The organism is Ruegeria sp. HKCCD7181, from assembly GCF_057221055.1.
In genome coordinates this window covers 330,723-355,464 of sequence record NZ_JBWVBC010000003.1, presented here as the reverse complement: position 1 = coordinate 355,464, position 24,742 = coordinate 330,723, and the positions used below count along the sequence as shown (strand labels likewise).

Sequence of the window (24,742 nt, the reverse complement as noted above, 5' to 3'; positions counted from 1 at the left end):
GAACAGTATGAAACTCCAAGCGCTTGCCCTAGCATTGGCAACTGGCATCGTCGCGACCCCTTCAATGGCAGACGAGAACGCCTCGAACCCGTTGGCCGCAGTCAACAACACGGACATCCGGTATCAGTATTTTGATCTGGGCAATGGCGCTGATCGGCAGGACGCCTTTATCGATGGTGCCTATATGCTGCGGCCCGATCTGAAACTGAAATATGAGTTGCACTACAACTCAACAGATGTGACCGGAACGCGGTTCACTAATTTCGAGAAAGCGAGCCTCAAAGCGATCTACTTTCCTTCTCAGAGGCCGCTCAACGACACATGGGCCATCAAGTCGGCCATTGGTCTGGAGTGGATACTGGACCTTGGCGATCCGGAAAAAGGAATCGGCACCGGGTCCGATCAAATTGCGCCTTTTGGCGGGTTCGCCTTTGCAAACACAAAATCAGGGCTGACGCTGATCCCCTTGCTCCAGCATTTTGCTTCGTACAATGGCCCGACCGACATCAGCCAGACCGCAATGCGGTTGATTGCGCTGCAACCGTTTGGCGATGGGTATTGGGCCAAAGCCGATATCAAAGCGCCATATGACTGGGAAAACGATGCTTGGCCAGCGACCGCAGAGTTGCAGATCGGCAAGAACCTCAGCTCCGGAATAGCGATTTATGCCGACTTTCTCATCGGTATAGGTTCCGACCGCCCTTACGACAAAGGTGCGGGCCTGGGCCTGCGGTTCAACTACTAATATATCCTCAATCAACTTCGGTGGAGATCATCTATGCCAAAGTCCGGAACCCTGTTCAGCCTTTTGTTTTCTGCGTCCATCCTGGCCTGCCCAGAGACCGTCGTCGCGCAATCCCTGCCTGCCGCGGGACAGGATGAAGCAAATTGGCGTCACGCCGCATCATTCTATCTGTTCACTCCGCTCCGCACTCGGGGAACCTCAACGGTCGCTGGGCAATCCGCTGAGTTGGATTTGAGCCTGGGAGATGTTCTCGACGTCTTGGATTTTGCAGCAGCAGGCCGATACGAGGCGTGGAAAGGTGATTTCGGTATCATCGTTGATGCGAATTATGTCGGCATCGAACAAGATGCCAGCCTACCGGGACCACTGAACGCAGATGTAAATGTTGACGTCCGACAAAAATGGTTTGGTATCCTCGCTGCGTATCGCGTTGCGGACGGGACTTACGGGGGAAAAAATCAAAGATACGCAGTCGATATCCAAGGCGGTGCGCGCTTGAATTCGATCCGACAGGAAATTTCAGTTTCAACCCCTGGTCCCATGACGCTTCCGGTTCTGGGGGGCGATGAAGGCTGGATAGAACCTGTCGTGGGCGCAAGGGGTATGTGGCGCTTGAATGAAAAATGGACCTCTATCGCATCTCTGGAATTGGGTGGCTTCGGCGCCGGAGGAAACGATTTGCAAATTGGGGCCAACGCGGGATTCGACTACCAACCCTGGGAAAAGGTCGCGCTGACGTTCGGCTATCGGTATTTCAGTATTGATTATAGCGACACACTCAGCTCAGGCGAGTTCGCATATGACGTCACGCAGCAGGGGCCGTATTTTGGGCTGAAATATTTCTTTTAGATTGTATGCCCGATTGTAGATCGGCGAGATTCAATGTCTCTTTCTGAAACCCTTGCCGCGTTGCACGCTACTTGCCACATCGGCAACTCTGGGCTCAATGTTGCTGTCCTGTGCAGTTTAAATGATTTGCGGAACGCAGCTCAAAGCCGCATACGCTGCTATTGGAAGGAATACCCGCTTTGAGCAGTCTGCTACACTTTGCAAAGTCCGCTTTCTGCGCATTGCTGACCTTATAGCGTGGGGAAGCATTCTGAACTTTGGGTCTAAGGCTGGCACTGACAGAATATTCACGATTGGCCGATGTGCAGATGCAGCGGGTGGCTGGCTGCCGACAGCGCAAACGCTGCATAATCGCGAGTTTTGTTATATTTTTTTCAGTCTCTGGATCGTGGGCAAAGTACCCAATTCTTATACCTGAGATTAATTTCGACCTGCAATGGTTGCCCGGCATTCTACAAGAGGATTGGACATGAAAAAACTTGCGACCATCGACCTGCCCGGAACAAACGCCAACGCTTTTATAGTGCTGGCACGTTGTCAGATAGCAGCCGAAAAAGCCGGAGTAGGGCAAGCACGAATTCAGGCCTTTCTTGAGGACGCCGTCCAGGGTGACTTTGAGCATTTGTTGCGTGTGGTGAATACCCACTTCGAGGTCTCTAGCTCCGGGCCTTGATTAGAGAGGGTCCGGTATGCCGCCACGAGACCACTAACCCGCAATTGAACAGCGCAATTAGTGGTCTTCTTTCGACTTCAGCAACCAACTCGGCAATCGTCAGGTGTGTTGGTCACTTCAAACAGTTTTATTGGAGTTCGCACACGACAGGTTGTGAGTGAATTTCATCATTTTCCAGATTCGTTGGCGCTTTCAAGGCACGCGATCAGTCAATTGAAACTCAGCGGCACAGATAGACGCGTTGTCGTCAATGAACTTACGGAAAAGATGAAAGAGCTTTCCATTCTGAACGTTGTTTTGCCTTCTTAGCTCTTTAAACCACTCCTCATCTTCCGGCAAAACCTTCAAGTGAAGCTGGCCTGTGTAGGGCGATACTGGGCGCCAGCGGTTACGCTTGCGCACTACGGTCGGAGATTCTGCTTCTACGCTTTTAGTAGATTGCTCATCGTGACTCGAAACTGCATCCAAAACTTTTTCAGTAACAACTTGGACTAACACAGCGAACTGATCGTCAGACAACTTTTTTGACATGTTCCGTCTTTCCTTGCACGAGCCAGATCAAGCAGATTTTTTGGAATCTGCATTCCCAAAGAGTTTCTTTCCGTTCCACTCAGTATTCACAGTACACTTCATAGCCGCAAGCCGCTCTTTGGCCCCTTTGTCCTTTTATGGACCGTGAACGAATCGATGACCCAATGATAGCCGCGCTCGCAATCGTGTTGAGACGTCACAGGCAGGCCCAAAAACTCTCGCAAGAAGAACTTGCACACATGGCGGGTAGAAGCATGCGTTACATCTCCCTGCTGGAAAGCTGTCGACATCAACCAACTCTTGCTACCCTACAACGGCTTAGTGATGCGTTGGGTCTTTCCTTGAGCCAATTGGTGTTGGAAATGGAGGCCGAGATTTCCAACTCCAAAGGGTAATAAACCTAAATGCCCCGTTTCGGTGTCCGACAGAGGACAATTTGTCGAGTTCGTCGCACGGGGAAATGTCGATGTCAGGTTGCCCATAATCGGGTAGTGGAGATTGGCGTGGCAAAAGTTTGTTGGGGACAATATCCGACTAAGTGCCTACATAAGTAATCTACCCTAGCAGCTTTTGCTCGTGACGATTTCTAGCGAAGGTCAAAAATTGAAAACAAATCTGAGTAAACGATTTCGAAAGCGTTTAGACGAGCAAGAACCTTCTGGACAATTGTGTAAACGACCGTTTTGTAAATATAATCGAGGCTCATCGACCGTCCGATCTTCCAATGAACCGGTCACTCAATATGCGTTCTCGCGGACACACAGCCTTGGTATCGGGAGCGCATGATGGTTCACACCACGCAGCAACATGAAATCTGGACGTAGGCTACGCCCCATAGTAGGCATAGCGGGCAACCTGAGAAAGTTTGTTGCGCCATTTGGTTAAAAGCCAAGCTCTGCTAATTCCACCGACCTTGGAGCAATTTACACTTTGTCTAGCCGTACTGACAAAGACGCTGAAACACAGCGTCCGACTACGCTGACTGCAATGGCGGTCGATGTGCTCTCCACGAAGGATGGTCACGCAAAAACAGCAAAATCAAGAGCCTACGCTTCGGTTTGGAAAACTGCGCGGACTACGGGTGAAGTTCTTGAACTCGGGTGTTCTATTCCACCAGATCATCCAGCTCGCCCGCAGCACCCAGAGTTGCTCAGTCCCCGCGACGTACCAAAGCGCAAGCCGGGATCTCCAGCAGGAAGAATAGCGCTACTTCATGCCGTCGCTCATATCGAACTCAATGCCGTCGATCTGCACTGGGATATTATCTCACGCTTCGCCCACGTGCCGATGCCGATGGGATTTTATGACGATTGGGTGAAAGCCGCAGACGACGAAGCAAAACACTTCAATCTGATCTGTGATTGCCTGGAAACGATGGGAAGCTACTACGGAGCCCTGCCCGCTCATGATGGAATGTGGCGCGCGGCATCAGATACTGCAAACGACCTACAAGGACGGTTAGCCATCGTTCCAATGGTATTGGAGGCACGAGGGCTAGATGTAACACCGGGAATGATAGACGTTTTCGAGAAAGCTGGTGAGACCGCGGCTGTTGAAAGCCTCAAAATCATCTACAGTGAGGAAGTCAGCCACGTGGCGTATGGGGCGAAATGGTTTAACTTCGTCTGTGGCAGGGACAACAGTGATCCAAAAGAAGTATTCCATGCGCTAGTAAAGCGCTATTTCAAAGGAGGTTTGAAGCCTCCATTTAACGAAGAAAAACGCGCAGATGCCGGATTGCCACCTGACTTTTATTGGCCGCTCGCTGAGGAACTTCCTCCTTATGTTCGCTGAGAAAGTTGGCAGTTGCCTGCGCCACTGAAGCATTTTGCTTGAGGACCTCGTACTTCAAGTAATCACCCTTCGCGCCAATTCATCAGGCAACAGCTCCGACTCACCGAGGGCGAGACCGTTTCGGCTTGCGGGATCCCGTCCAAGCGACGCAGAAGAATTGCCCAAGTCAAAACCAATGCTCTTCCTGTTTGCCGCTTCTCTCCTCGTTTCGATCAAGACTGGAACTCAAGTACATGGAACTTTTGATCGGGTTTTGGGGCGAAAAAGTTCCATAATGCACGTGGAACTTTTTGAAGTGGAAGTATTTCGGTTCGATGCATTGATTGTTTTCAAGGGGGTCGCGCTGACTAAAACAATGAAAAATCGATTTTGGTTGGTATAACGAGTCCCTGTGCGGGCGAGAGAATGCAGATCCCAAGGATGTATTCCATACCCTTGTTCGGCGTTATTTCCACGGCACCCTGAAACCGCCTTTCAACGAGGAAAAACGGGCCGAGGCCGGATTACCGCCTGATTTCTACTGGCCTCTGACCGAAGACATGCCCGCCCCCGGCACCGGACTGGACTGACCCGCACACGGCGCCTTCGGCAAGTTCCCGCCGATTTCACGCGGGAAAACTGTGGTTCCGAGGTATCACTGGTCAACAAACTTGCCCCATCGCCCTCGTCCCTTTATGCAATCGCGTCAAGGAGCGGCCACTCACTCACGACCGGCTCCGGACAATGGGGATTATCGAGGTACGGCGCGTGCGAACACGTCTGGCAATCAAACTACACTCACTGCTCGAGCGGCACTTTCCAGAACGCCGCGTTTTCCTGAAATCCGACAACGATACGCGGTTCATCCGGCTGAGCTCGGAAACCCAAGTGGCAGCCGTCGCGGGTGTTGCGGTCATGGTCGGTTGGACGGCCGTTGCAACCGCGATCCTGCTGATGGACAGCATCGGATCAGGGAATTTTCGGGAACAGGCAAAGCGCGATCAGGCCACATATCAGGAACGTCTGAACACCCTGTCCGGCGAACGCGACGCCCGCGCGGCCGAAGCTCTGGCTGCCCATGATCGGTTCAACGCAGCGCTTGAACAAATCTCGGTCATGCAATCCGAGCTGCTGGAATCCGAAAACCGCCGCCGTGAGCTGGAAACCGGAATCGAGGTCATCCAGACCACTCTGCGCGCAACGATGAAACAGCGCGAAGAGGCCCGTGGCAAACTGGCGGTGCTGCAACAGGTAACGAACGGGGATGCCTCTTATATGGCAGCCTCGGTCAATCCCGAGCAGATGACGTTCATGACCGACGCCTTAGCTCGGACCGCTCTGGAACGCGACCAGATCGCCGCCAACGCACAAGGCGCCCTGGATCAACGCGACGAGCTGGAACTGGAAATCCGGCTGATGCAGGAGCGAAACGAGGAAATCTTCCGCCAGATCGAAGAGGCCATGGTAATCTCGGTCGAGCCGCTGGACAAAATGTTCCGCAGTGCAGGCATGCCCACAGATCGCATCATCGAAGAAGTCCGGCGTGGATATAGCGGTATGGGCGGTCCGCTGACCCCTTTATCCTTCAGCACGCGCGGTGAGGAACTGACCCCCGACGAGATCCGCGCGAACACCTTGCTGCAACAAATGGATCAGCTGAACCTCTATCGCATCGCTGCGGAAAAAGCCCCCTTCGCCAGCCCGGTGCGAGCAGCGGTTCGTTACACCAGCGGTTACGGCACCCGGCGCGACCCCAAAACCGGCGGAAGGCGCATGCACAACGGCGCTGATTTCGCTGGCGCGTCGGGCACCGATATCTTTGCAACCGCCGATGGTGTCGTCTCCCATGCAGGCTGGCAATCCGGATTTGGTCGGCTGGTGAAAATCAAACACGCCTTCGGAATTGAGACACTTTACGCTCATAACACCAAGATCCGCGTCAAGGTCGGCCAAAGGGTCTCGCGCGGGGATCATATTGCTGATATGGGTAGCACCGGACGGTCGACCGGCACCCATTTGCACTACGAAGTGCGCGTGGACGGAAAACCTGTTAACCCAATGACTTACATCAAGGCTGCGAGAAATGTTTTCTAAGAGCAAAATCAACGAGCCCGGCCCCAAAGAGACTGAGGCAGCAAAACCCGCCGCTCCGGCGACTCCGACGGCACCCGCGGCAGCAGAGCCCAAGGCCAGCACCGCCCCGAAGCCCAAACCGCCCGCATCGGTTCTGTCCTCAGACCTGCACATCACCGGCAATCTCAAGACGTCAGGTGACATTCAGGTCGAAGGTACAGTCGAAGGCGACATCCGTGCCCATCTTCTGACCATTGGCGAGACCGCGACTATCAAGGGCGAAGTCACCGCCGATGACGTAGTCATCAACGGCCGCATCGTTGGCCGAGTGCGCGGCCTGAAGGTTCGCCTGACGTCAACCGCGCGTGTCGAGGGTGACATAATCCACAAGACCATCGCAATCGAAAGCGGAGCGCATTTCGAAGGTTCTGTACAGCGTCAGGATGACCCTCTGAACCCGGGCCGCAGTGGCAAGGCAGGCGCCAACCCGGCAGCCGAAGTCAAGCAATAAGCCCTACCGAAAAAGCAATAATGCTAGCAGCGTCGCAGGATCTTCTGCGGCGTTGTTTTTTCTGGGTCCGTTCATCTAAATGCGGGAATGCCTTCTCTGCGGACTTGGCTGCCATCCTCCCCCCTTGCCCTTATACCCCACCTGATGCAAACTTTTATGCGAAGGAGGAATGTCTGTTTCACCGCTAGGTTTGTTGGCGAACGGACCAGTGCGGTACCATGTTTTGGGAGGAATGTGTCATGACGTCCAAGACCGCGGGTTCCACACCACCGGACAATCAGACGCCGCAGCAGCGGGCCATGCCCGAGGTCAATAGGTTGACCGCCGGTGATATTACCGCGTCGCTGAAAGCCGGGTTTTCAGACTTTCTCGCTCGTCCCTTTATGAGCGGCTTCTTCGGCCTGTTCTATGCGATTTTCGGTATCCTGTTTGTTTGGAGCCTGGTCTGGCTCGGCAAGATCTGGATGATCATTCCGGCCATTGTAGGCTTTCCTCTGGTCGCACCCTTCGCCGCTGCCGGGCTATATGAAATGTCCCGTCGACTGCAGAAAGGAGAGGATTTCGGCTGGTCTGAAATCCTCACCGTCATGGCCAATCAACGCAAGCGCGAAATGGGCTGGATGGCCTTTGTCACCCTGTTCATTTTCTGGGTGTGGATTTATCAGGTTCGGCTTTGGCTGGCGATCACCCTGCAGAATGCATCCTTCTCGGATTTTGACGGGTTTTTGAACACCGTACTCTTCACGCCACAGGGCTGGACCTTCCTCGCCATCGGCACCTGCGTCGGCGCATTTCTGTCGGCTGTCCTGTTCACGGTGACCGTCGTCGCCATGCCCATGCTGCTCGACCGGGAAACCAATTTCGTTTCCGCCATGCTCACGTCCATTCGCGTCGTTTCGGAAAACCCTGTGGTCATGCTCACCTGGGCGGCGATCATCTCGGTCACCATGCTGTTGTCGCTGGTTCCGGCGTTTCTGGGCCTGATCTTCACCCTGCCGATCCTTGGTCACACCACATGGCATCTCTATCAGCGGGCCGTGTCACCAGCGGAAGGGTGAATTATCCAACCATAAACTTGAGCAGCTGCGTGCGTTTTCGCCCTCAGGTCCGTAACGCTCAATTTTCGGATCGTAGATGAAAAAGCCTCGGGTGTACCAAATTAGGCAATGGTAGCAATCAGCGACAACAGTATATCGCCGTTTCTGAAGGTGGCGGGAATAACCCGGACAAACGTTTCAGAGGATTCCATTCTCCTTTCCGGACGGAGCAGGGTTGATCCTCTATTCGATTGTAACGAAAAGCCTACCCGCCGCCGAGCTCACTTTGCTCTCGTTAACCGCAGACTTGTTAGGCCCGAATTGAGCTCAATGCCGACATCACGAAGTTTTAGGTGCTTGGCTTACGCTTGCTGTGCGCCGATGGATCTTATTTGACGCATCAAGATGAGAATTCCCCCATATTAGACGATTTCACAAAAATCGCTTTTTGAATTAACCTAAAAGCCATTGTTTTCTGGAGGACTTTTCATGGCATCAAAACTCATGGCTGAATTCTTTGGCACTTTTTGGCTGGTTCTGGGTGGCTGCGGTAGCGCAGTACTGGCGGCGGGTGTTGCCGATGTGGGGATCGGTTGGCTGGGCGTATCCTTCGCCTTTGGCCTGACGGTACTGACTATGGCCTTCGCGGTCGGTCATATCTCAGGCGGGCATTTCAACCCAGCAGTCAGTCTGGGATTGATGATCGGCGGGCGCTTTCCAGCAAAGGACCTGCTGCCCTATTGGGTTGCTCAGGTGATTGGCGCGATTGCAGCGGCATTGGTGCTTTATGTCATCGTCAGCGGCGCGCCAGGATTTGAAGGCGTCGGTAGTTTCGCCTCAAACGGGTATGGTGATGCCTCGCCCGAAGGTTATTCCCTGACGTCGGCACTGGTGATCGAAATTGCCCTGACGGCGTTCTTCATTCTGATCATTCTGGGCGCAACGTCCGATTGGGCCCCTGCAGGATTTGCCCCAATTGCCATCGGTCTGGCGCTGACACTGATCCACTTGATCTCGATCCCGGTGACGAACACGTCCGTCAACCCCGCACGCTCGACCGGTGTGGCCCTGTTCGCCGATGGTCCGGCGCTGGCGCAGCTCTGGCTGTTTTGGATTGCACCGCTGATCGGTGGCGCGGTTGGCGCGATCATCTGGAAGGTGATGTCCCCGGACGACTGACGCCCATCGAAAAAGCCCGGCGCTGATTTGTGCGCCGGGCCTTTGTTCATTCGGTCACAGTGACCTTTTTCATAGCATCCGGCTGACCGATGACCGCGCCGTTGGGGCCATCACCCCTCTTGATCGCGTCCACAACGTCCATACCGTCGGTTACCTGACCGACAACCGTGTACTGGCCATTCAGGAATGGACCCGGTTCGAACATAATGAAGAACTGCGAGTTAGCGCTGTCGGGGTCCTGAGCGCGCGCCATACCGACGACACCGCGGTCATAATTGTAATCCGAGAACTCGGCAGGCAGGTTCGGACGATCCGAACCCCCGGTCCCGGCACGACGCATGTCACCGCCCAGGCGGCCAAACTCAACGTCACCGGTCTGAGCCATGAAGCCTTCGATTACACGGTGGAAGACAACCCCGTCATACTGACCCGCCGCAGCAATTGCGGTGATCTGTTCGACATGTTTGGGCGCAAGTTCCTCGAACAGGTCGACGGTGACGGTGCCGTTGGCACCCTCGCCTTCGATCTCGATCTCAAGACCCGTGGCCAATGCCGGACCGGTCAGCAGGGCAAACGCGGCGGCTAGCTTATACATCAGCTGCTACCTTGACGCTGACCATGCGGTCAGGGCTCGCGGGCGGCTCGCCACGAGTAATTGTGTCCACGTACTCCATCCCTTCAACGACGCGCCCGTAAACGGTGTATTGGCCATTCAGGAAATGATTGTCTTTAAAGTTGATGAAGAATTGCGAGTTGGCCGAATCCGGGTTTTGCGAGCGCGCAGCACCCAAGGTGCCGCGGTCATGCGGCAGCTTAGAAAATTCGGCAGGAACGTTCGGCAACGACGAGCCACCTGTGCCTGCCATTCGCAAGTTGAATCCGTCTTCCATGTCGCCGTGCTGTACATCGCCGGTCTGCGCCATGAAACCGTCGATCACACGGTGAAACGCAACGTTGTCGTACTCTCCGTTACGCGCCAGCTCTTTCATTCGCGCGCTGTGCTGAGGAGCCACATCCGGAAGCAGCTCGACGATGACATTGCCGTCTTTCAGCTCGATGATGATTGTGTTTTCGGGATCTTTGATCTCGGCCATGAGGCCCTCCTGTCGTTTGTCTTGCGCAATTAACTATGCGCCGGGCGCGCGAATGCCAAGTGACGCATTGACCTGAAGGCAAAATGCAGGAAAAGAACCGCCTAAATCGGATTTTAAACACAAGGATTGCGCGATGGGCTGGAAATCACTGGACGACATGGATCTGAACGGCAAGCGTGTGCTGGTACGCGTGGACATCAATGTGCCCGTGGCTGACGGCGAAGTAACCGACAATACACGCATCCAACGCATCGTGCCTACCATTCAAGACATCCTAAGTGCGGGGGGAAAACCGATCTTGCTGGCGCATTTTGGCCGGCCCGGCGGAAAACCCGTACCGGAAATGTCTCTGCAGCAATTGATCCCCGCGCTGGAAACAGCGTTCAACGCACCGGTGAAATTCGCCGCCGATTGCGCAGGCCCCGAGGCCGAAGCTGCCGCCACCGCACTTAGCACCGGCGAAGTTCTGCTGTTGGAAAACACTCGGTTTCACGCCGGGGAAACCAAAAACAGCGAAGAGCTGGCTGAGGGTATGGCCAAGCTAGGTGACGTTTATTGCAATGACGCCTTTTCCGCTGCGCACCGAGCCCACAGTTCGACCGAAGCTGTGGCCCGGCTGCTCCCTTCTTGTGCTGGTCGCCTGATGCAACAGGAATTGAGCGCGCTCGAGACCGCGCTTGGATCGCCCATTCGGCCTGTCACCGCCGTTGTCGGAGGAGCAAAGGTATCAACCAAACTGGACCTGCTTGGCAATCTGATCGAGAAAGTGGATTACCTGGTAATCGGTGGTGGAATGGCGAATACTTTTCTGGTCGCCAAAGGTTTGGATGTCGGCAAATCGCTGGCCGAACACGCAATGACTGATACAGCATCCGAAATCATGGCCAAAGCTGAAACGGCAGGTTGCACCATTGTGCTACCGCAGGACATCGTGGTGGCGGAGAAATTCGAAGCCAACGCCCCGCATCAAGTTCTGCCGGCGGATCAGTGCCCGGCTGACGGTATGATCCTGGATGCAGGCCCGGAAAGTATCTCCGCAGTCTGCGAGACCTTCGAAGCCAGCAGAACGCTCATTTGGAACGGCCCGCTCGGCGCCTTCGAGCTGACGCCATTTGACACCGCCACAAACGCAGCCGCATTAAAAGCAGCCGCATTGACCCGCGCCGGACAGCTGGTTTCAGTCGCGGGCGGTGGGGACACGGTCGCCGCACTGAACGCTTCAGGCGCAGCACAGGACTTCTCTTATATTTCGACCGCGGGTGGCGCGTTTCTTGAGTGGATGGAAGGTAAAACCCTCCCCGGTGTCGCCGCATTGGACCAATAGAGCACCTGAAAAAGACGCTCAGCCTTGGTCCTTTTCCTGGCGCTGACACTGAGCCGGTTTTTTTGTGTCACGGGGGATTCACAAGGCGAATCACCTGTGACATAGTGAATTCAGATGCCCGGAAAGGGCACGTTTTCGAGGCAGTTTCATTCGGTGGTTAACATAGTGACCCGTTCTCATCGTCCCGGCCTAGGTGCAGTTGTTTTCTTTTCGATCGCGTTCACGCTGGGCGTCTATTTCACCTTTGCCGCCGTTCAAGGCGACTATGGGTTGTTCCGCCGGGTTGAAATTGCGGCTGAGCGGGATTTCCTGTCACGGGATCTGGCAGAGCTGAATGCCGATATTTCCCGAATGGATAACCTGACCCGCCGTCTTTCAGACACTTACCTTGACCTCGATCTTCTGGATCAACAAGCCCGCTCGGTTCTGGGTATGATCCGCACGGATGAGATCGTCATTCGGTAACTGCATCATTCGATTTCAACTAAGCTGAACAGAACGATCAGACCGGTCAGGAAGACGCGTTACTTGATAACCTTTGGCAAGTCATAGCCAAACATCTCTATTTCTGCCGCAAATACATCAGCGACAAGGTCGACATTTCGGCTGTCCCAATCGGCACCGTAGAACATTTCAAATCGGTCGGATTTGCGAATACCCGACTTGGCGCGCACCTGCCCAAGCGAGATGTCATCGATGCCATGCTCGGCCAGAAGACCGTCAACTTCGACCTGCAGGTTTTCATATCGCAAAACGCGATCGACACGCAGCTCCCCGTTCTCGGCGTACAACTTGAAGTCCGAAAAATAGTGCAGTTGCGAAGAACAGAATTTTGCAAACATACGATCTGGCGCCGTGATCTTCATACTCCGCTGATGCATCCAGAAATAGAAGGCCGACACTGCTTTGTCCCACGGATTGCGCTCAACACAGAAGCTTGTGCAACCTTCCGCCAAATCAGAAAGGTAATTGTTGACCACGCTTATTCCATTGTGCGGCTGTCGCGCGCGAACGGCGCCTTCTGACCGCTCTCTCAGCAATCTGACGGACTGCCGGACAATCGGCCGCTTTCCCGGCCGCTGTGCCTCTTCTTCCGGCGCCAGCGGCGACGCAAAATCTCCCGGTTGCAACCGCTTCCCAAGAGCAATTTCAATCGACGTTCCCCCAGTCTTTTTCGTCTTTACAAACACCAGCTTAGGTTCACGCAGGATTATCATATCCGACCACACTCCCTCGGTTTGGCTTTTCACACATAACCGCTGGAAGCGAACCAGTTCAATGGTTCACCGACGCCGCGTCACATTTTCACTCGCCAGACGGCTCGAAATGCTTTAAGAGATAGTTTAACGCTAAACTATCTGTCCGGAAGGGGGAGATCGCCACGATGGCTGCGCGAAAAACCACAAAGAAACCAAATGTTTCTGCGGAAGAACTCAAAACCTACTACCGCGAGATGTTGCTAATCCGCCGATTCGAGGAAAAGGCAGGTCAACTTTATGGTATGGGCCTGATTGGTGGCTTCTGCCATCTTTACATCGGGCAGGAAGCCGTTGTCGTAGGCCTAGAAGCCGCTGCTGAAGACGGCGACAAGCGCATCACCTCCTATCGCGATCATGGACATATGCTGGCCTGCGGCATGGAGCCCGGCGGAGTGATGGCTGAACTCACCGGGCGTGAGGGTGGTCTGTCCAAGGGTAAAGGCGGCTCGATGCATATGTTCTCGAAAGAGAAGCATTTTTACGGCGGCCACGGCATCGTAGGCGCGCAAGTTCCGCTTGGTGCGGGGCTGGCCTTTGCTGATAAGTACAAAGAGAACGGCCGGGTGACCTTCACCTATTTCGGCGATGGTGCCGCAAACCAGGGTCAGGTTTACGAGACGTTCAACATGGCCGCCTTGTGGGATCTGCCTGTGGTGTTCGTGATTGAAAACAACCAGTACGCGATGGGCACCGCGCAGGCGCGCTCGACCTCGACCAAAGACATCTATCACCGCGGCGAAGCCTTCGGCATCCCCGGCGAAATCGTCAACGGCATGGACGTTCTGGCGGTCAAAGAGGCCGGCGAAAAGGCTGTTGCGCACTGCCGCGCAGGCAAGGGTCCATACATTCTGGAAGTTAAGACATACCGCTACCGCGGCCATTCAATGTCCGATCCGGCCAAATACCGCACTCGTGAAGAGGTGCAGAAGGTTCGCGAACAAAGCGACCCGATCGAGCACGTACGCGAACTGCTATTGTCCGGCAAACACGCAACCGAGGACGATCTGAAGACGATCGACAAAGAGATCAAAGAGATCGTCAATCAGGCCGCCGAATTCTCGAAAGAAAGCCCCGAGCCGTCGCTGGATGAGCTCTGGACCGACATCTACGCCTGAGAGGACGATTAAGACATGGCAACCGAAATTCTCATGCCCGCACTCTCGCCTACAATGGAAGAGGGCACATTGGCCAAATGGCTGGTCAAAGAAGGCGACACCGTATCCTCGGGCGATATCATGGCCGAAATTGAAACGGACAAGGCGACGATGGAGTTCGAAGCTGTTGACGAGGGTATTGTCGGCAAGATCCTGATTGCTGAAGGCACCGAAGCGGTCAAGGTCAACACCCCCATCGCGATCCTGGTCGAAGAAGGCGAAGACGCTTCGGCCCTGCCTTCGGCTGCGCCCGCAGCCGAAGCGGTCGCTGAAGCCGCCCCAGCGGCGGTTGAGGCGTCCGCTCCTGCCGCGGCAGCGCCAACCGCGCCCAAGGTCGACCTTTCCCCCGACTGGCCTGTCGACGCCGAGATGAAACAACAGACCGTCCGCGAAGCTCTGCGCGACGCCATGGCCGAAGAAATGCGTGGCGACGAAGACGTCTACCTGATGGGCGAAGAAGTCGCCGAATATCAGGGCGCTTACAAAATCTCCCAGGGTCTTCTAGACGAATTCGGCGCCAAGCGCGTGATCGACACACCGATCACCGAGCATGGTTTCACCGGTATTGCTGTCGGATCCGCCATGGCTGGTTTGAAACCGATTGTCGAGTTCATGACTTTCAACTTCGCCATGCAGGCGATGGATCAGATCATCAACTCTGCCGCCAAGACGCTGTATATGTCCGGCGGGCAGATGGGATGCCCCATCGTGTTCCGTGGCCCCAACGGCGCCGCTGCCCGCGTCGCGGCGCAGCACAGCCAGGACTACACGGCATGGTTTATGCAGGTGCCCGGTCTCAAAGTGGTCGCGCCCTATTCGGCAGCTGACGCCAAGGGCCTGCTGAAATCCGCCATCCGCGACCCCAATCCGGTGATCTTCCTCGAAAACGAAATCCTCTATGGCCGTTCGTTCGACATGCCGCAGGTGGATGATCTGACGGTCCCACTGGGCAAGGCGCGTATCTGGCGTGAAGGCTCGGATGTGACCATCGTCAGCTTTGGCATCGGCATGCAGTTCGCGTTGGAAGCCGCCGATAGGCTAGCCGAAGAAGGCATAAGCGCCGAGGTGATCGACCTGCGCACCATCCGCCCGATGGATACTGGCGCAATCATCAATTCAGTGATGAAAACCAACCGTCTGGTGACCGTCGAAGAAGGCTGGCCGCAAGGTTCGGTCGGCAGCTACATTTCGTCGGTCGTGATGCAGGAGGCGTTCGATTACCTTGACGCACCAGTGGTCAACTGCACTGGCAAGGACGTTCCGATGCCTTACGCTGCGAACCTCGAAAAACTGGCGCTTGTGACCACCGATGAAGTGATCGCTGCCGTCAAACAAGTGACTTACCGGTAAGGAGCGACAGACAGATGCCCACCGAAATTCTGATGCCCGCCCTCTCGCCGACAATGGAAGAAGGTACGCTCGCCAAATGGCTGGTCAAGGAAGGTGACACCGTCTCCTCCGGTGACCTGCTGGCCGAGATCGAAACCGACAAGGCCACGATGGAATTCGAGGCCGTTGACGAAGGTGTTGTCGGCAAGATCCTGATCCCGGAAGGCACCGAAGGGGTCAAGGTCAACACCGCTATTGCGGTTCTGTTGGAAGACGGCGAAAGCGCTGCTGACATTTCGTCAGCACCAGCCAAAACACCGGAAACGGCTCCTGCTGCCGACGCGGGCAACGAGGCTACCGCACCAGCGGCATCCGAGGCGCCCGCCCCTGCCCCGGCTGCTCCGGTCAAAGCGGATGGCGGACGTATCTTTGCTTCGCCACTGGCGCGTCGCATTGCAGCCCAGAAGGGCCTCGATCTTTCGCAGATCACCGGCTCTGGCCCGCATGGGCGTATCGTCAAGGCGGATGTCGAAAGCGCGACGGCAATGGCTCCGGCCGCAGCGCCTGCGGCGGCAGCGGCAGCAGCTGCACCCGCCACGGCGGTTCCGGCTGGCCCATCGGCTGATGCAGTTGCCCGGATGTACGAAGGGCGCGAGTATGAGGAGATCAAGCTCGACGGCATGCGCAAGACCATCGCGGCGCGACTGTCCGAAGCCAAGCAGACCATCCCACATTTCTACCTGCGTCGCGACATCAAGTTGGATGCCCTGCTGAAGTTCCGCAGCCAGTTGAACAAACAACTGGAAGCGCGCGGCGTAAAGCTGAGTGTCAACGACTTCATCATCAAGGCCGTTGCCAACGCGCTGCAGCAGGTGCCGGAGTGCAATGCAGTCTGGGCCGGTGATCGAGTGCTTCAACTGAAACCTTCGGACGTGGCCGTTGCGGTCGCCATCGAAGGTGGCCTGTTCACCCCTGTCCTTCAGGATGCCGACACCAAGTCACTGTCTGCGCTTTCAACTGAGATGAAAGACCTTGCCGGTCGCGCCCGTGAGCGCAAGCTAGCGCCGCATGAATACCAGGGCGGAACCTTTGCTGTGTCCAACTTGGGCATGTTCGGCATCGACAACTTCGATGCCATCGTGAACCCGCCGCACGCAGGTATTCTGGCTGTTGGCACAGGCCTCAAGAAACCCGTTGTCGGAGAGGACGGCGAGTTGACCGTCGCGACCGTGATGTCGGTCACTATGTCGGTCGATCATCGGGTCATCGATGGTGCGCTTGGGGCACAGCTATTGCAGGCGATCGTCGACAACCTCGAAAACCCAATGGTCATGCTGGCCTAATCGCTTTCTGAAATCTGGGCACACCGGGTTATCACTCGGGGTGTCCAGCTGTTCACCCGCTTTATGTGAGCAGACGTGATCCTGCGGATACTTGGTCGATTTTCTGGACGTACCACCTTCGATACACATCAATTCATTGTATCACAGGTGATCCACGATCTTCGCCAACGCGGTCAAATTCCTAATGCTGATGCTCCTGTTGGCCTTCACATCTACCGTAGAGAAAAACGCAGAACTCAACGGCTATTTTGGCGAATAGTCCACGTTTAAAGCAACCAACCCAACCGAGACTGCGGGGCGAACGACTGATCGGGAAAGGCGGGTGGAGTTGCGAGATCAAAGTCGGGAAAAACGACGGCTCAAGCGGCGTGACCAAAAAGAACAACCGCTCAAGCCATTGATGCAAAAGATCAGTTACTGGTTTTTGCCCAGCATGTGATCCATGGAAATCGACGGCTGATCACAGCCAGCTTCACCCACGATCTTGGCTGGTATTCCGGCAACTGTCTTACAGGCGGGCACTTCCTGCAGAACTACCGACCCTGCCGCAATACGGCTGCAATTACCGACTTCGATATTACCCAATACTTTGGCCCCGGCTCCGATCAGAACACCATCTCCGATCGTGGGATGGCGTTGCTCTTCCTCTTTACCCGTCCCACCCAGCGTCACCGAGTGCAACATTGAGACATTGTCACCAACCACGGCGGTTTCACCGATCACGATTGAGTGGGCGTGATCAATCATGATGCCTTTGCCGATTTTTGCAGCCGGGTGAATGTCGATCCCAAAAATCTCGGACGAGCGCATTTGGAAGAAATACGCCAGATCATGCCGGCCCTTGCGCCACAGCCAATGCGCCACGCGATAGGCCTGCATTGCCTGGTAGCCCTTGAAATACAGTACCGGCTGTAGCAACCGGTGACAGGCCGGATCGCGCTCATAAACGGCCATCAGGTCAGCACGCGCGGCCTCAATCAGGTTGGAATCATCAGCGTAGGCCTCATCCACAATCTCACGCAGGACCATCATCGACATTTCATTAGAGCTCAGCTTTGCCGACACTCTGTAAGAAAGAGCGCGCTCAAGGCTGCGATGATGCAGGATACAGGCGTGAACCAGCCCGCCCATCAGGGGCTCTTTCTCTACGGCCGCGTGGGCCTCAGAGGTGATGCGATCCCAAACGGGGTCGACGGGTGTCACGTGGCTGCGCTTTTCGAACATGGCTTTTGATCCTTTCCTGCGCCTAGAATAGCCATCTAGGCCTAAAAAGGCCAAACGCAAACCCTTGATGTGTGATGCAACAAAAAATGAACGAGACTGATCTACAGTATTTTTCGCGCCGCATAAGTGATCGGCTGGTCGAACTGGATGCGCAATCCGCCTCGGGGCAAGAGGCTCAATCAGTTGTTGAATTGGATCAGCAGGCTGTGGGTCGCCTCAGCCGTATGGACGCGCTACAGAATCAAGCCATGGCAAAAGCCCAACAAGCCCGGCGCGATATGGAAACTCTTCGCCTGAAAGCCGCGCAAACACGAATAGAGGAAGGAGAATTCGGGTATTGCGAGGATTGCGGAGATCCTATCCCGCACGGTCGACTGGAGCTGGACCTGGCGGCCGGTAAATGTGTTAGCTGTGCGTCTGGCTAGAATGAAAACGGATAAGGTGACGCAAAACCGTTTCAAAACACTGACAGTATTGGACATCGTCGAAACCAGGCTCGTCCGCCAGATCCCGTTCGAGGGCCGCGGCCATCAAAGAACCGTTTCCATAGGCTGGATGCAATCGGCCGGTATTGGCGACATAATGATCGGCCAACTCCGCTTCGGCGATCATTTGAGCGCATAGCCGATCCCGGTCCATTTGCGGCGCGGCCATCAAGACCCGCGCCGCCGCACTGACGTCTCCATGTAAGACAGGACGCATTTGGGGACTCACCCGACCGACAATTTCGCAAACGGCCCCGGTCCATAAGCGGCCGAGACTTGGGCGACTGCGATTTCATATGGCCCGCCGAGACCATCCGCGGCCTTCATTGCTGGCGAATAGTGCCAGTTCGCGGAACCGGTTACGTGTTCGCGCAACGTTCCCTCCGCCGCGAGGACACGGACAAGATAGGATTCGCTTTCCTCGCCCAATGGAACATCAAGACCGCTCCAGTCATCACCATCGATCCGCGTGCGCCGCGTCCACGTAAAATCGTCTCCGGTCGAAAACTGCATTACGCGCAGGTGCACAGGCGCGTATGGGCGCAACCCATTGCCATCAAAGGCCTCAATCTGATGTACGAAGGATGGATCGTCGTAACCGCGCGTGGCAGGACCAATACGGTAATGCTTGGTTACGCGCCGTTCGGTTCGCAGCAGACCGGTCTGATAAACCCGGCTGTCCAGCAGCACAAAGAACGAACCTTCGGGCCAAACATCCGGCATGATGGCGTCGGTCCCAAGTTGCCCTCGTAACCGGTTCCCAAGCGAATAGACTCCTGGTTGTTGAAGCACAGCATCGCCGAACTGAAAAACCTCCCAGTTGCCGGTTGTACCGTCCCCAATCGCGGCAAGGTTGGCACCATTCAAAAGGGCCGAGCGAGGGTGCGATTCAAGAACCCCATCCAACAGGTTCACACGCAACGATGCCCCTTCATCCCAGATCCCCGGACTGGCGCGCCACAGTGGCGTTTCGGTGAACCCGATCACGGCCTGACCCGCGATTACTTCGCTTAGCGCATAGTTTTCGTCCTGTGCCGCCGAAAAAACGGCAACGTTGCCGGGCCATGGGTCGGCTGAAACCGCCAGATAAGGCGCGTGCGGAGCTTCTGAGCCGGTGATCAACGGCAGATCCAGAAACACCGGCAATACAGAAACCGGCGCTATGTAGGGTTTTGTCGCTGGAACATCGTCCTTGGGATCTGACGGGGTATAAACTGCAGGCTCCACCCGAACCGCGTCTGCCAACTGCATCTCAGCCTGTTCCAGCCGATCAATGCGGTAAAGACCGCCTGCCCCCTTGCCTGTATCGGCGATGCGAACGACGTCACCGGCGCCCACATGCATCAACGACGGAGGTAGCGCAAATCGTGCCGTCTCGCGCGAGATCCGGGCCTCACTCAGCCAACGTTCGACGGTCTGCCGGCCTTCGGCACGTGTCATTGACAAGGGCATTTCATTGACGGCAACGGCATGCGTCCTGTCGTCAGGCAATACAGCCTCTTCAGCGACTACATCGTGATCTGCATCCGATTGCACAAACCGAAGGCGAACCCGTCCCGTCATCTCGGCCTCTGCCTCACGCCGATGCTCTACATTGCCTTCAATGTCCGAACTGACAGCGATCTGTTCTGGGTCCAGATCCAGTGCCCCACTCCCGTCACGCATTCGGAACAACAACACACCGTCCCGCTCGATCGCGTCAAACCCATAGCGCAGCATCAGCGGTTGCAAAGCCTGCCGCGCATCCATGACATCCTGCATCGTGTAACCGCGCACAACGCCATACAAGGCCGAGACGTCAATCTCTGTTACACCTGCACCGTGGCAGATCTCAGTCACGACCGAGGCCAGCGTGCGTGAACCGGATCGACCGTTCAGCCAATGTCCACGTGCATAGTTGACCCCATCGCTCCATTGGGAACGCAGGTTGGGAAACGTCGGAAACGGGCGCGCATCCCATGCCCAAACGAAGGCGTTCGACAAATCTACCATCGGACCGTTGTAGACGTCCGAAGTCGGATTGAATTGCGGATCGCCCCAGTAGCCCAGCACTGCCTTCAGGTACTGCACCTGAATAAAGTCGTCACGCATCCCGTTGGAGTGTTTAGGTAAGGCAGATTCCGAAGACTTCGGATCCAAAAACTTGTTGGGCTGGTTCGTGCCCTTGTCGATCGCCGCACACCCCAGTTCAGTGAACCAGATCGGTTTGGAGCCAGGAACCCACGCAGTTGGCGTCTTCTGTCTGACACCGCCGATCCTCTCGTGATGCTTGCTGCCCCACCAGTTGCGGATGTCCTTATAGCGCCAGACCCACGGTTCACCATGGGCGCCATCCTCGATCGGAGTTCGGACCTGCGCATCGGCCTCTTCCGGCGAGGCATAATACCAGTCGTACCCTTCGCCGCCTTCGATGTTGCCACGCAAGTATTCCAGATCATACAGCGATCTCGACCCGCCGTCGGCGTCCAGGTGGTCGTCTCCTTCACGCCAATCGGACAAGGGCATGTAATTGTCGATGCCGACAAAATCGATATTGTCATCCGCCCATAGAGCATCCAGGTGAAAATAGCGGTCCCCACTGCCATCGTTGGGCTGATAACCGAAATATTCAGTCCAATCGGCCGCATAGCCAATTTTGGTATTTGACCCAAGGAGTTTTCGCACTTCACCCGCCAGTGATTTCAACTGGGACACAGCTGGAAATCCGCTTGACCCGCGGATTTGCGTAAGCCCGCGCATCTCGGACCCTATGCAGAAGGAATCTACTCCACCTGCCGCCTTACACAGTGCCGCATAATGCAGGATGAACCGGCGCAGCCCCCATTCCTGCGGTCCGGTATAGGTGACCGACCCGTTCGCCACAGCAAAATCCGTAGCCTGAGAACCCCCAAAAAAAGCAGCTACTTGAGCTTCGGCCGCAGCAGTTTGATCCACAGACCATGATTGACCAGGTGCAGCATTCAGCGTGATGCGCCCCCGCCAAGGCAGGTGCGGCTGGTCGTCGGCATTCGACCAGGGATCGGGAAGGCCATTGCCTTTCATCTGATCCATAAGGATGAAGGGGTAGAACATGACGCGCTTGCCGTTGGCTTTCAGATGCCTGATCGCCTGAACGACCGAGGCGTCTGCTGGCGTTCCCCCATAAATCGGACGGTCATTTTCCCGTTTGACAACCTGCGCCGCCGCCCGCGAAACCCCGGATACGGTCCAGGGCATGTTCTCTCCATCTTCGCTCTTACGCTCGACCTTGGGCTTGATTTGACACTGCCCGCATCGCAGGTCATTGCCAAACCATGACACGATCAGAGACGTAGCCTCACATTTTGGTAGTTCGTGATTCAATGCTCGGGTCGAAGCGACCAAATCCGGCTGACCCGATGGAGAATGGACATTTGCCGCCCAACTGCGACCTGCACCTTTGGTATAGTTTACCTGGGTGCTTGCCAAAGCGTACTCTCCGGTCCCAGGCATAAGAGCAACGCCCTTGATGATACGAGACAAGGCGCTGTCGTAATCCGGTAGACCCTTTTGTTCTTGACGCACCACCTCAAAGGAAAACTGCGGTACCCGGTTCCCATAGGCGCCCAGCGCCAGATCCTCGATCACCACATAGGCGGTCCCACGATAGGCCGGAACCGTACCGGCACCTTCGATGGTTTCTATCAACGGGTCCGGCAACTGGTTGTCTCTGCCCCGATAAACCCGCATGTTTAGGTCTGTGCGCGCCAATTCTTCGCCATCAGCCCAGATCCGGGACACATCCGCGATTTCACCAGCACCCAGTGCGATGGCCAGCGAAACCGAATAGCTGTAGCTATGCGTGGTTGTTTTCAATTCGGCCGGTTTAGGCGACCCTTTCCCACCCCCGGTTGACTGGGTTGAGGTCGAAGTGCTTCGTGTTTCCAGAAAGTCTGAGGCCCAGATCACCTGCCCACCGACGCGCATCCGCCCGAATACGGTGGCGACAGGGGCGCCCTCACCCGTTTCGGTCAGCCTGAACCGGTCAAGGCGACCGGTTTCGACGACTTCACTGCCACCGCCCATGACGGACTGGCTCATCAACCTCTGATCGATAACACGGCCCAAGGTGGCACCTACCGCGCGTCCGATGACTGCAGTCGACAAACCCGCGACGGTTCCACCGATTGATCCGCCAATCGCGGCGCCAGCGGCTGATAATAAAATGGTAGCCATCAGAAACCCTCCAACGGGAATTCGAAACAGGCGACGATACGGCGACACCAGGGATCGCTCAGGGTATTTTCGACAACTCCATGCCGGGAGTAAGCGTGAATAAAACGTGACAATGGGTTGATATCACTCAGGATACCCAAGTGCTTTGCAACACTGTGATCCCGCATCCTGAACAATAGGACATCCCCGGATTTCGCATCGGCCATAGGTTTTTCGGTCAAATGTCGGCGCGCTGCGGCCCACATCCGCTCTTCGCCCTGAGGTTCGGACCAATCCATGCTATAAACCGGAACGGCCTCGGGCTCATGACCGATGACTTCGCGCCACACGCCGCGCAGAAGCCCCAGGCAATCCGCGCCGGCTCCTCGAACCGAAGCCTGATGAATATAAGGAGTCCCCAACCAGTTGCGAGCCTCGTCCACGATATCCTGCCTGAGTATGCTCACCGTCTGCTGCCTCCCTTGTTCGGGTTGTCCTTTTTGGGTACTGCCATCACCCAGTCCTCACCCGGAAGGTCGGGGAATCCTTGAAAGTTGAGGATGTTATCAAACTTGAAGCGGCAGGTGTTTATGCGCTTGTCACACCCCGCAGTCAGGCGCACTCGGTCTCCGGAGGCCAAACCGCCTGCAATCCCGGCCCAGAGGGTCAATTCGCGACCGGTCGCGCTCTGACGGTCGCGCTTGATAGTCCCCCACAAGCCAGATGCCGAGCCTGATAAAACATCCAACTGGCCCCCATCGAACCATCCATCAGCAAAAGCCGTCGCGCCGATCAATTGCAATCCGCCGGATTCCGAAACAGCGGCGATATCCGCCTTAACCCAATATCCAGAAGCATCAGTATTGAACCGGCACGCTTTGTCTCCAAGAACGGCGGTACAAGGCTTTTGGTAAATCCGCCCCAAGGGTCGGTTCAGCAAGTCAGTCAGCCCGCGCAACTCGGCGTGAAATGCACCTCCACCACGCCGCAGCTCACCGATCGAGCCCCGAAACTGCAACATGCGCTGGCCCAGATCAGCCCAGTTCACCAGCCACGCACGTACCTCGGCGCCGTCAAAGCGGCCCGCTTCAATGTCCTCTTCTCGCACGGCGGCGTCCGACAGTGCGCCCATAGCCTCGGTGTTGTCGATCGAAAGCCCCGTCGCGTGCTCTATCGCCGAGGCTGTCATGCCGGTACTGGCCTTGAATGTGATCCCATCGAAAGACAACTCCAGGTCATGATCGGTGAACCCGAACACCAGCCCGTCTGTACGTTTGATAGCCCAACACCGGCAGGTTGTGGTCAGCCCGGTTTGCAAATGAGCCTGCAAGCCCAGTTTGTTTCCGCTCGTCATATCCGTACCTCGACAACAGGCACGTTGGGCACGTCACCGGCCTGAAAACTGGCAACGCTGGTTTGGATACTGTCGGTATCAAACCGCACCGGGACATCGAATTCGAACCCGGCGGTGATCTCGACCTGTTCCGCAGGCGGCGTCACAAAGGTGATCAACCCCGCGTTCAAATTGACTTCGAAGTCCACGCCTTCACGCACCTCATCCTGATCCAGCCCCAGCTTGATTGTGCCTAAAACCGGCTTGACGATCGGCCGCACATAGCGGAACCCGCCCGAGCTGTAGGTCTTGATCAGTTGGAACTCGGTCCGTGCGCCGTCGCCACGAGCAATGACCTGATCACTCATATCGACATCCCCTGAGGCGAGTCCGGACTTAAAATCCGACCAGTCCTTCCAGCGGAACCCGAACATCTGGCCTTGGCGCGCCTCGAAAAATGAGATCAATGTTTCGATATCATCCAGCGACCGCATACCCAGCCCGGCATCATAGCGGCGTCGCGAATGCGCCCAAGGCGTGTTACGCTCTTCGTAACCGTTTGCCAGCGTCACGACCTCCGTCCGCCGTTCCGGCCCCCCGACCGAGCCGAAACTCAGACTGGCGGGAAATCTCACTTCGTGAAAACTCATGAC

The 24,742-nt window shown here is 55.9% G+C and carries 25 protein-coding genes and 1 pseudogene; 16 read left to right on the top strand and 10 right to left on the bottom strand.

Annotated features, from left to right (window positions below; genetic code table 11):
* Nucleotides 1–7: 7 nt before the first annotated feature.
* The 3 genes from AC2TCY_RS08525 (at nucleotide 8) to AC2TCY_RS08515 (ending at nucleotide 2,267) form a co-directional block, all read left to right on the top strand.
* Complete coding sequence (locus tag AC2TCY_RS08525) at nucleotides 8–745, top strand: hypothetical protein (RefSeq protein WP_480593645.1); 738 nt, start codon at nucleotides 8–10, stop codon at nucleotides 743–745.
* Between the two features lie 33 nt (nucleotides 746–778).
* Nucleotides 779–1,594 (top strand): hypothetical protein, encoded by an 816-nt coding sequence (locus AC2TCY_RS08520; protein ID WP_480585028.1) that lies wholly within the window; start codon nucleotides 779–781, stop codon nucleotides 1,592–1,594.
* A 469-nt stretch (nucleotides 1,595–2,063) separates the two neighbouring features.
* On the top strand, nucleotides 2,064–2,267 hold the full coding sequence (locus tag AC2TCY_RS08515; protein WP_480846803.1) for a hypothetical protein: 204 nt from the start codon (nucleotides 2,064–2,066) through the stop codon (nucleotides 2,265–2,267).
* Between the two features lie 192 nt (nucleotides 2,268–2,459).
* On the opposite strand, the gene AC2TCY_RS08510 is transcribed toward AC2TCY_RS08515, so the two are convergent.
* Nucleotides 2,460–2,798: a hypothetical protein gene (locus tag AC2TCY_RS08510; protein ID WP_480846802.1), complete on the bottom strand. Its 339-nt coding sequence runs from the start codon at nucleotides 2,796–2,798 to the stop codon at nucleotides 2,460–2,462.
* Between the two features lie 137 nt (nucleotides 2,799–2,935).
* Between AC2TCY_RS08510 and AC2TCY_RS08505 the strand changes: the two genes are divergently transcribed.
* The 7 genes and pseudogenes from AC2TCY_RS08505 to aqpZ all read left to right on the top strand — a co-directional run bounded on the left by AC2TCY_RS08505 (nucleotide 2,936) and on the right by aqpZ (nucleotide 9,371).
* The gene (locus tag AC2TCY_RS08505; protein WP_480846800.1) at nucleotides 2,936–3,193 is read left to right on the top strand and encodes a helix-turn-helix domain-containing protein; all 258 of its coding nucleotides are present in this window, start codon (nucleotides 2,936–2,938) and stop codon (nucleotides 3,191–3,193) included.
* A 592-nt stretch (nucleotides 3,194–3,785) separates the two neighbouring features.
* Nucleotides 3,786–4,592, top strand: a complete 807-nt coding sequence (locus AC2TCY_RS08500) for a ferritin-like domain-containing protein (protein WP_480846972.1) — start codon at nucleotides 3,786–3,788, stop codon at nucleotides 4,590–4,592.
* 374 nt (nucleotides 4,593–4,966) lie between these two features.
* Nucleotides 4,967–5,161 (top strand): annotated as a pseudogene (locus AC2TCY_RS08495) (DUF455 family protein); the annotation flags it as partial.
* A 178-nt stretch (nucleotides 5,162–5,339) separates the two neighbouring features.
* Nucleotides 5,340–6,665, top strand: a complete 1,326-nt coding sequence (locus AC2TCY_RS08490) for a DUF5930 domain-containing protein (protein ID WP_480846970.1) — start codon at nucleotides 5,340–5,342, stop codon at nucleotides 6,663–6,665.
* Nucleotides 6,655–7,155, top strand: a complete 501-nt coding sequence (locus AC2TCY_RS08485) for a bactofilin family protein (protein ID WP_480846799.1) — start codon at nucleotides 6,655–6,657, stop codon at nucleotides 7,153–7,155. The genes AC2TCY_RS08490 and AC2TCY_RS08485 overlap by 11 nt, the downstream gene beginning before the upstream one ends.
* A 239-nt stretch (nucleotides 7,156–7,394) precedes the next feature.
* Nucleotides 7,395–8,213, top strand: a complete 819-nt coding sequence (locus tag AC2TCY_RS08480; RefSeq protein WP_480846797.1) for a DUF2189 domain-containing protein — start codon at nucleotides 7,395–7,397, stop codon at nucleotides 8,211–8,213.
* A 468-nt stretch (nucleotides 8,214–8,681) separates the two neighbouring features.
* Nucleotides 8,682–9,371, top strand: coding sequence for an aquaporin Z (gene aqpZ, locus AC2TCY_RS08475; protein WP_480846795.1), 690 nt, complete (start codon nucleotides 8,682–8,684; stop codon nucleotides 9,369–9,371).
* 46 nt (nucleotides 9,372–9,417) lie between these two features.
* On the opposite strand, the gene AC2TCY_RS08470 is transcribed toward aqpZ, so the two are convergent.
* Together AC2TCY_RS08470 and AC2TCY_RS08465 are read right to left on the bottom strand one after the other, a co-directional pair.
* Nucleotides 9,418–9,966, bottom strand: coding sequence for a peptidylprolyl isomerase (locus AC2TCY_RS08470; RefSeq protein ID WP_480846794.1), 549 nt, complete (start codon nucleotides 9,964–9,966; stop codon nucleotides 9,418–9,420).
* Nucleotides 9,959–10,465, bottom strand: coding sequence for a peptidylprolyl isomerase (locus tag AC2TCY_RS08465; RefSeq protein WP_480846792.1), 507 nt, complete (start codon nucleotides 10,463–10,465; stop codon nucleotides 9,959–9,961). Before AC2TCY_RS08465 ends, AC2TCY_RS08470 begins: the two co-directional genes overlap by 8 nt.
* A 133-nt stretch (nucleotides 10,466–10,598) precedes the next feature.
* On the opposite strand from AC2TCY_RS08465, the gene AC2TCY_RS08460 reads away from it, so the two are divergent.
* Together AC2TCY_RS08460 and AC2TCY_RS08455 are read left to right on the top strand one after the other, a co-directional pair.
* The gene (locus AC2TCY_RS08460) at nucleotides 10,599–11,789 is read left to right on the top strand and encodes a phosphoglycerate kinase (protein ID WP_480846791.1); all 1,191 of its coding nucleotides are present in this window, start codon (nucleotides 10,599–10,601) and stop codon (nucleotides 11,787–11,789) included.
* A 165-nt stretch (nucleotides 11,790–11,954) separates the two neighbouring features.
* A complete protein-coding gene (locus AC2TCY_RS08455) occupies nucleotides 11,955–12,254 on the top strand; it encodes an FtsB family cell division protein (RefSeq protein ID WP_480846790.1) in 300 nt (99 codons plus the stop codon).
* Nucleotides 12,255–12,313: 59 nt separating this feature from the next.
* On the opposite strand, the gene AC2TCY_RS08450 is transcribed toward AC2TCY_RS08455, so the two are convergent.
* A complete protein-coding gene (locus AC2TCY_RS08450; protein WP_480846788.1) occupies nucleotides 12,314–13,006 on the bottom strand; it encodes a hypothetical protein in 693 nt (230 codons plus the stop codon).
* A gap of 167 nt (nucleotides 13,007–13,173) precedes the next feature.
* On the opposite strand from AC2TCY_RS08450, the gene pdhA reads away from it, so the two are divergent.
* Genes pdhA through AC2TCY_RS08435 form a run of 3 tightly spaced genes read left to right on the top strand, consistent with a single transcriptional unit; the run spans nucleotide 13,174 to nucleotide 16,874 of the window.
* Nucleotides 13,174–14,163, top strand: a complete 990-nt coding sequence (pdhA, locus tag AC2TCY_RS08445; RefSeq protein ID WP_480846787.1) for a pyruvate dehydrogenase (acetyl-transferring) E1 component subunit alpha — start codon at nucleotides 13,174–13,176, stop codon at nucleotides 14,161–14,163.
* A gap of 15 nt (nucleotides 14,164–14,178) precedes the next feature.
* Nucleotides 14,179–15,552: a pyruvate dehydrogenase complex E1 component subunit beta gene (locus AC2TCY_RS08440; RefSeq protein ID WP_480846786.1), complete on the top strand. Its 1,374-nt coding sequence runs from the start codon at nucleotides 14,179–14,181 to the stop codon at nucleotides 15,550–15,552.
* A gap of 14 nt (nucleotides 15,553–15,566) precedes the next feature.
* Entirely contained in the window at nucleotides 15,567–16,874 is a 1,308-nt protein-coding gene (locus tag AC2TCY_RS08435) for a pyruvate dehydrogenase complex dihydrolipoamide acetyltransferase (protein WP_480846785.1), read from the top strand.
* Nucleotides 16,875–17,288: 414 nt separating this feature from the next.
* On the opposite strand, the gene cysE is transcribed toward AC2TCY_RS08435, so the two are convergent.
* Nucleotides 17,289–18,098, bottom strand: coding sequence for a serine O-acetyltransferase (cysE, locus tag AC2TCY_RS08430; RefSeq protein ID WP_480846783.1), 810 nt, complete (start codon nucleotides 18,096–18,098; stop codon nucleotides 17,289–17,291).
* A gap of 86 nt (nucleotides 18,099–18,184) precedes the next feature.
* On the opposite strand from cysE, the gene AC2TCY_RS08425 reads away from it, so the two are divergent.
* Entirely contained in the window at nucleotides 18,185–18,523 is a 339-nt protein-coding gene (locus tag AC2TCY_RS08425; protein ID WP_480846782.1) for a TraR/DksA family transcriptional regulator, read from the top strand.
* Here AC2TCY_RS08425 and AC2TCY_RS08420 read toward each other — a convergent pair.
* The 5 genes from AC2TCY_RS08420 to AC2TCY_RS08400 are packed head-to-tail and all read right to left on the bottom strand — an operon-like array spanning nucleotide 18,504 to nucleotide 24,739.
* A complete protein-coding gene (locus AC2TCY_RS08420; protein ID WP_480846780.1) occupies nucleotides 18,504–18,800 on the bottom strand; it encodes a DUF7742 family protein in 297 nt (98 codons plus the stop codon). The genes AC2TCY_RS08425 and AC2TCY_RS08420 overlap by 20 nt on opposite strands.
* An 8-nt stretch (nucleotides 18,801–18,808) precedes the next feature.
* Nucleotides 18,809–22,777, bottom strand: coding sequence for a baseplate multidomain protein megatron (locus AC2TCY_RS08415; RefSeq protein WP_480846778.1), 3,969 nt, complete (start codon nucleotides 22,775–22,777; stop codon nucleotides 18,809–18,811).
* On the bottom strand, nucleotides 22,777–23,223 hold the full coding sequence (locus tag AC2TCY_RS08410) for an NlpC/P60 family protein (RefSeq protein WP_480846776.1): 447 nt from the start codon (nucleotides 23,221–23,223) through the stop codon (nucleotides 22,777–22,779). The genes AC2TCY_RS08415 and AC2TCY_RS08410 overlap by 1 nt, the downstream gene beginning before the upstream one ends.
* On the bottom strand, nucleotides 23,220–24,110 hold the full coding sequence (locus tag AC2TCY_RS08405; RefSeq protein ID WP_480846774.1) for a DUF2163 domain-containing protein: 891 nt from the start codon (nucleotides 24,108–24,110) through the stop codon (nucleotides 23,220–23,222). Before AC2TCY_RS08405 ends, AC2TCY_RS08410 begins: the two co-directional genes overlap by 4 nt.
* Nucleotides 24,107–24,739 (bottom strand): phage distal tail protein, Rcc01695 family, encoded by a 633-nt coding sequence (locus AC2TCY_RS08400; RefSeq protein ID WP_480846773.1) that lies wholly within the window; start codon nucleotides 24,737–24,739, stop codon nucleotides 24,107–24,109. Before AC2TCY_RS08400 ends, AC2TCY_RS08405 begins: the two co-directional genes overlap by 4 nt.
* Nucleotides 24,740–24,742 lie beyond the last annotated feature (3 nt).

Excerpts from the sequence above, each read along its gene's own strand:
- AC2TCY_RS08520 (WP_480585028.1), top strand. The coding sequence starts at position 779 with ATGCCAAAGTCCGGAACCCTGTTCAGCCTTTTGTTTTCTGCGTCCATC.
- AC2TCY_RS08460 (WP_480846791.1), top strand. The coding sequence starts at position 10,599 with ATGGGCTGGAAATCACTGGACGACATGGATCTGAACGGCAAGCGTGTG.
- AC2TCY_RS08515 (WP_480846803.1), top strand. The coding sequence starts at position 2,064 with ATGAAAAAACTTGCGACCATCGACCTGCCCGGAACAAACGCCAACGCT.
- AC2TCY_RS08500 (WP_480846972.1), top strand. The coding sequence starts at position 3,786 with ATGGCGGTCGATGTGCTCTCCACGAAGGATGGTCACGCAAAAACAGCA.
- aqpZ (WP_480846795.1), top strand. The coding sequence starts at position 8,682 with ATGGCATCAAAACTCATGGCTGAATTCTTTGGCACTTTTTGGCTGGTT.
- AC2TCY_RS08425 (WP_480846782.1), top strand. The coding sequence starts at position 18,185 with ATGAACGAGACTGATCTACAGTATTTTTCGCGCCGCATAAGTGATCGG.
- cysE (WP_480846783.1), bottom strand. The coding sequence starts at position 18,098 with ATGTTCGAAAAGCGCAGCCACGTGACACCCGTCGACCCCGTTTGGGAT.
- AC2TCY_RS08405 (WP_480846774.1), bottom strand. The coding sequence starts at position 24,110 with ATGACGAGCGGAAACAAACTGGGCTTGCAGGCTCATTTGCAAACCGGG.
- AC2TCY_RS08525 (WP_480593645.1), top strand. The coding sequence starts at position 8 with ATGAAACTCCAAGCGCTTGCCCTAGCATTGGCAACTGGCATCGTCGCG.
- AC2TCY_RS08415 (WP_480846778.1), bottom strand. The coding sequence starts at position 22,777 with ATGGCTACCATTTTATTATCAGCCGCTGGCGCCGCGATTGGCGGATCA.
- AC2TCY_RS08505 (WP_480846800.1), top strand. The coding sequence starts at position 2,936 with ATGGACCGTGAACGAATCGATGACCCAATGATAGCCGCGCTCGCAATC.
- AC2TCY_RS08450 (WP_480846788.1), bottom strand. The coding sequence starts at position 13,006 with ATGATAATCCTGCGTGAACCTAAGCTGGTGTTTGTAAAGACGAAAAAG.
- AC2TCY_RS08435 (WP_480846785.1), top strand. The coding sequence starts at position 15,567 with ATGCCCACCGAAATTCTGATGCCCGCCCTCTCGCCGACAATGGAAGAA.
- AC2TCY_RS08485 (WP_480846799.1), top strand. The coding sequence starts at position 6,655 with ATGTTTTCTAAGAGCAAAATCAACGAGCCCGGCCCCAAAGAGACTGAG.
- pdhA (WP_480846787.1), top strand. The coding sequence starts at position 13,174 with ATGGCTGCGCGAAAAACCACAAAGAAACCAAATGTTTCTGCGGAAGAA.
- AC2TCY_RS08400 (WP_480846773.1), bottom strand. The coding sequence starts at position 24,739 with ATGAGTTTTCACGAAGTGAGATTTCCCGCCAGTCTGAGTTTCGGCTCG.
- AC2TCY_RS08510 (WP_480846802.1), bottom strand. The coding sequence starts at position 2,798 with ATGTCAAAAAAGTTGTCTGACGATCAGTTCGCTGTGTTAGTCCAAGTT.
- AC2TCY_RS08465 (WP_480846792.1), bottom strand. The coding sequence starts at position 10,465 with ATGGCCGAGATCAAAGATCCCGAAAACACAATCATCATCGAGCTGAAA.
- AC2TCY_RS08440 (WP_480846786.1), top strand. The coding sequence starts at position 14,179 with ATGGCAACCGAAATTCTCATGCCCGCACTCTCGCCTACAATGGAAGAG.
- AC2TCY_RS08420 (WP_480846780.1), bottom strand. The coding sequence starts at position 18,800 with ATGCGTCCTGTCTTACATGGAGACGTCAGTGCGGCGGCGCGGGTCTTG.
- AC2TCY_RS08470 (WP_480846794.1), bottom strand. The coding sequence starts at position 9,966 with ATGTATAAGCTAGCCGCCGCGTTTGCCCTGCTGACCGGTCCGGCATTG.
- AC2TCY_RS08480 (WP_480846797.1), top strand. The coding sequence starts at position 7,395 with ATGACGTCCAAGACCGCGGGTTCCACACCACCGGACAATCAGACGCCG.